This window comes from Micromonospora globispora (assembly GCF_003857015.1).
Classification (GTDB): Bacteria; Actinomycetota; Actinomycetes; order Mycobacteriales; family Micromonosporaceae; genus Micromonospora; species Micromonospora globispora.
Map to the genome: position 1 here is coordinate 1 of NZ_QGGF01000322.1, position 4965 is coordinate 4965.

Consider the following 4965-nt stretch of genomic DNA (forward strand, 5'->3'; position numbering starts at 1 on the left):
GCGGTCAGGGCCAGGCCCAGCGGCGCCAGCAGGTCGCCGAGGCCGGGCCCGGCGGTACCGCCGAAGCCGGTCGCCGGTCCGCGGCTGGGCCGGGGGTCATCGGTTGCCGGGTCAGGGGTCCCCGGAACCCCGTCGACCACCTGAAGCATCGTCGACGCGGTCTGCCCGCTCGGGCACTCCAGCTTGACCCGGTAGTTGCCGGGGAGGGCGCGCTCCTTGACCATCGGTGAGGCGGTCAACAGGCCCCGCTGGGGTTGCATCTGGATCGCCCCGAAAGCGTCCGACTCCACCGTCGCGGGGACGGAATTGTCCAGGCAGCTCGCCCGAATGCCCACCAGGAAGCCCCGCTGAACGGTGCTCGGGGTGACCTCCACGAAGATCCGGTCAGCGGGTGGTGTCTCGTCGGACGCCGGTTCGACGGGCACCGGCTCGGCGGCCGGGAGCGGACCGGCCACGGCGGGGACCGCCCCGAACAGCGGGGCGGCGAACGCGGCGCCCGCGATCACCAGTGCCGCGCGGCGCGTCACTGACACCATGTCCCCTCCCGGCGCCACAGGACGGTACCGGGCAGCGGACCGCCCGTCCTGCCGTACGGGATGAATCCTCTCACCGTCGGGCGCACATCACATCCGATCCACCAGAACCGTCGCGTACGCTCGGGTCGCTGTGACCTCCATCGACCAGACCCCCGCCGCGCCGCCCGTCCACGCCGCCCGGATCCGGACCTTCCACCCGCGCCGCGGCCGGATGAGCGACCGCCAGCGCGACGCGCTGCAGCGGCTCTGGCCCGCGTACGGCCTGGAGATCGCCGACCTGGACGGGCCGTGCGATCCGGCGGCGCTGTTCGGCCGGCGGGCCCCGCTGGTGCTGGAGATCGGTTCCGGCATGGGCGACGCCACCGCCGCGATGGCGGCGGCCGACCCGGACCGAGATTATCTGGCGGTCGAGGTGCATACGCCCGGAATCGCCAACCTGCTCGACCTGGTGGAACGGCACGGCCTGGGCAACGTGCGGGTGGCCCGGGGCGACGCGTTGGACCTGGTCCGGGTCATGCCGGAGGGCTTGCTGGACGCGGTGCACATCTTCTTCCCCGACCCCTGGCCGAAGGCCCGCCACCACAAGCGGCGGCTGATCCAGCCGGGCCACGTCGCGCTGCTGCGTTCCCGGCTGGCCCCCGGCGGGGCGCTGCACTGCGCCACCGACTGGGCCGAGTACGCCGAGTCGATGCGGGAGACCCTCACCGCCGACCCCGAACTGGTCGACACCCACGGCGGCTTCGCCCCCCGTCCGGCGCACCGCCCGGTCACCAAGTTCGAGCGGCGCGCCCTCACCGCCGGCCGGCAGATCTTCGACCTGATCCACCACCGCCGCTGAGCGGCCGGAAGGCGGCAGCGCGGCGGCCGGTTGGCGCGGGGGGCCATGATCCAGGCACGATGGAGCCGCTATGACGCTCACCGCCGCGCTCCCGAGAAGCGCCGACCCCGACACCCTCTACGACGCGTTCGCCGGCTGGGCGAAGGAGCGCGGCCTCGACCTCTACCCCCACCAGGAGGAGGCGGTCATCGAGATCGTCTCCGGGGCGAACGTGATCATGAACACGCCGACCGGCTCGGGCAAGAGCCTGGTCGCGGTCGCCGCGCACTTCGCCGCCCTGGCCGACGACCGGACCACCTTCTACACCGCGCCGATCAAGGCCCTGGTGTCGGAGAAGTTCTTCGCCCTCTGCGAGATCTTCGGCGCCGAGAACGTCGGCATGCTCACCGGCGACGCCAGCGTCAACGCCGACGCCCCGATCATCTGCTGCACCGCCGAGATCCTGGCCAACCTGGCGCTGCGCGAGGGCGCCCGGGCCGACGTCGGCCAGGTGGTCATGGACGAGTTCCACTTCTACGCCGAGCCGGACCGGGGCTGGGCCTGGCAGGTCCCGCTGATCGAACTGCCGCAGGCGCAGTTCATCCTGATGTCCGCCACGCTGGGCGACACCACCCGCTTCGTGGACGACCTCACCCGGCGCACCGGGCGGCCGACCGCCGTCGTCCGCTCGGCCGAGCGGCCGGTCCCGCTCCTCTTCTCGTACGCGATGACGCCGCTGCACGAGACCCTCGAGGAACTGCTGGAGACGAAGCAGGCTCCGGTCTACGTCGTGCACTTCACCCAGGCCGCCGCGCTGGAACGCGCCCAGGCGCTGATGAGCGTCAACGTCTGCACCCGCGCCGAGAAGGACATGATCGCGCAGGCGATCGGGAACTTCCGGTTCACCTCGGGCTTCGGGAAGACCCTGTCCCGGCTGGTCCGGCACGGCATCGGCGTGCACCACGCCGGCATGCTGCCCAAGTACCGCCGGCTGGTGGAGACCCTGGCCCAGGCCGGGCTGCTCAAGGTCATCTGCGGCACCGACACCCTCGGCGTCGGCATCAACGTGCCGATCCGCACCGTGCTCTTCACCGGCCTGTCCAAGTACGACGGGACGCGTACCCGGCTGCTCAAGGCCCGCGAGTTCCACCAGATCGCCGGCCGGGCCGGGCGGGCCGGCTTCGACACCCTCGGCCGGGTCGTGGTGCAGGCCCCCGAACACGTCATCGAGAACGAGAAGGCCCTCGCCAAGGCCGGCGACGACCCGAAGAAGCGCCGCAAGGTGGTCCGGAAGAAGCCCCCGGAGGGCTCGATCGGCTGGGGCAAGCCCACCTTCGACCGACTCGTCGAAGCCGAGCCGGAGCCGCTCACGTCCAGCTTCCAGGTCAGCCACTCGATGCTGCTCAACGTCATCGGCCGACCGGGCGACGCGTTCGCGTCGATGCGGCACCTGCTCACCGACAACCACGAGGACCGCGCCGCCCAGCGGCGGCACATCCGCCGGGCCATCGCCATCTACCGGGCGCTGAAGGCCGGCGGCGTGGTCGAGGAGCTGCCCGAGCCGGACGAGACCGGCCGGCGGATCCGCCTCACCGTCGATCTCCAGCTCGACTTCGCGCTCAACCAGCCGCTCTCCCCGCTGGCCCTGGCCGCCATCGAGCTGCTGGACATGGAGTCCCCGTCGTACGCCCTCGACGTGCTCTCGGTGATCGAATCGATCCTCGACGACCCGCGCCAGGTGCTCTCCGCCCAGCAGTTCAAGGCCCGTGGCGAGGCGGTCGCCGCGATGAAGGCCGAGGGCATCGAGTACGAGGCCCGCCTCGAACTCCTCGACGAGGTGACCTGGCCCAAGCCGCTCGCCGAGCTGCTGGAGTCGGCGTACGAGATGTACCGGCAGGGGCACCCCTGGGTCGCCGACCACCAGCTCTCCCCCAAGTCCGTCGTCCGGGACATGTACGAGCGGGCGATGACCTTTGCCGAGTACGTGCAGTTCTACGGGCTGTCCCGCTCCGAGGGGCTGGTGCTGCGCTACCTCGCCGACGCGTACAAGACGCTGCGGCAGACCGTCCCCGAGGACGCCAAGACCGAGGAGCTGGTCGACCTCATCGAGTGGCTGGGCGAGCTGGTCCGCCAGGTCGACTCCAGCCTGATCGACGAGTGGGAGCGGCTGCGCAACCCGTCCGACGTGGCGGAGGTAGCCGCCGCCCACGCCGCCCTGGCGGAACGGGCACCGGCGGTCACCCGCAACGCGCGGGCGTTCCGGGTGCTCGTACGCAACGCGCTGTTCCGCCGGGTGGAGCTGGCCGCCCTGCGCCGCTGGGACCTCCTCGGCGAACTCGACGCGGAGCACGGCTGGGACGCCGACGCCTGGGCGGACGCGCTGGAGCCGTACTTCGAGTCGTACGACTCGATCGGGGTGGGGCCGGACGCGCGCGGGCCGGCGCTGCTCATGATCGAGCAGGGCCGGGAGCGGTGGGCCGTCCGGCAGATTTTGGACGACCCGGAGGGCGACCACGACTGGGGCATCAGCGCGGAGGTCGACCTGGCGGCCTCCGACGAGGCGGGCGTCGCCGTCGTCCGGATCACCTCGGTGGGCCAGCTCTGATTCGTGTTCCGAAGGGGTCGTCCGGTCGGTCCGGGCTGTCCGGTCCGCTTTAGCCTGGCCAACCTTCGGGGCGGTGACCGCGCTTGGCCGCGTGGGCGTGTAGCTGACCTCGGGGCCCAGGGAGACTGGCGGAGTCGATGCGGAACACCACGCTTCTGCGGCCAGCCTGTATCGTATGACGTACTAGAGGGGGTGTCGCCGTGGTGCGTCGTGCCGATCAGTTGCCGTGGGGGAACCCGCCGCTGCTGATCCTCGGCAGTCTGGCCGGCGGGCCGAAGCATGGGTACGCGATTGTGCAGGACGTCGCTGAGCAGGCGGGCATCACGATGGGCCCGGGGACCCTGTACGGGGCGCTGGCCCGGCTGGAGGAGCGCGGCCTGGTGGAGGCGCTGCCGGGCGACGAGCGCCGCCGCCCGTACCGCTTGACCGCCGCCGGAGCGCAGGCATTGTCGGAGCGGTTGAAAGACATGTCCCGGTTCGCGCGCACCGGGCTGGCGAGGCTGTCGGCGGCGCACCCGTGATCCGCGTACTGCTGGCCTGCTACCCGCCGTCGTTCCGTGAGCGGTACGGCGCTGAGCTGGCCGCGCTGGTCGAGGACGCCGGCGCGGGACCGCGGGTGTGCTGGAACGTCGCGGTGGGCGCGGCGGCGGCATGGCTGCGCCCGGCGTTTACTGGGGAGCCGTCCGGGCGGGTCCGGCTGCGGGTACAGGCCGGGCTGTCGGCGACCTGGGTGGCGTGGTGCGTCGGGATGCTTACGGTTCCGGTGGTGGCCCGGGCCTTGCTCGACCCACCGGTACCGAGTGCTACCGGCACGGTGCGCGCGCTGGTTTGGGGCGCGTGGATGGTGATGCTGGCCGGCGGCGCGGTCGTGGCCGGTTGCGCGCTGCTGCTGGCCCGCCGAGTGCTGGTGCCGGTACTGCGGTCCGGCCGGCGCCGGGTGTGGCGACCGCTGCTGCCCGCCGTCGTGCTGCTGGTGCTGGATCTGGCGGGTGGGGGAGGTGTGTGGC

Annotated in this window: 5 protein-coding genes; 4 read left to right on the forward strand and 1 reads right to left on the reverse strand. The window is 72.2% G+C overall.

What is annotated here, in order from left to right:
- The coding region (locus tag DKL51_RS15875; RefSeq protein ID WP_124812201.1) for a hypothetical protein at positions 1-536 on the reverse strand (536 nt) is incomplete at its 3' end.
- 130 nt (positions 537-666) lie between these two features.
- Here DKL51_RS15875 and trmB point away from each other — a divergent pair.
- The 4 genes from trmB to DKL51_RS15895 all read left to right on the forward strand — a co-directional run.
- Positions 667-1374: a tRNA (guanosine(46)-N7)-methyltransferase TrmB gene (gene trmB, locus DKL51_RS15880; protein ID WP_423790633.1), complete on the forward strand. Its 708-nt coding sequence runs from the start codon at positions 667-669 to the stop codon at positions 1372-1374.
- A 70-nt stretch (positions 1375-1444) separates the two neighbouring features.
- Positions 1445-3958, forward strand: a complete 2514-nt coding sequence (locus DKL51_RS15885; protein ID WP_109942742.1) for a DEAD/DEAH box helicase — start codon at positions 1445-1447, stop codon at positions 3956-3958.
- 200 nt (positions 3959-4158) lie between these two features.
- On the forward strand, positions 4159-4479 hold the full coding sequence (locus tag DKL51_RS15890) for a PadR family transcriptional regulator (RefSeq protein ID WP_260428556.1): 321 nt from the start codon (positions 4159-4161) through the stop codon (positions 4477-4479).
- Positions 4476-4965 (forward strand): hypothetical protein (locus DKL51_RS15895; protein WP_221623193.1); only part of this gene is annotated, 490 nt, incomplete at its 3' end. The genes DKL51_RS15890 and DKL51_RS15895, both read left to right, overlap by 4 nt.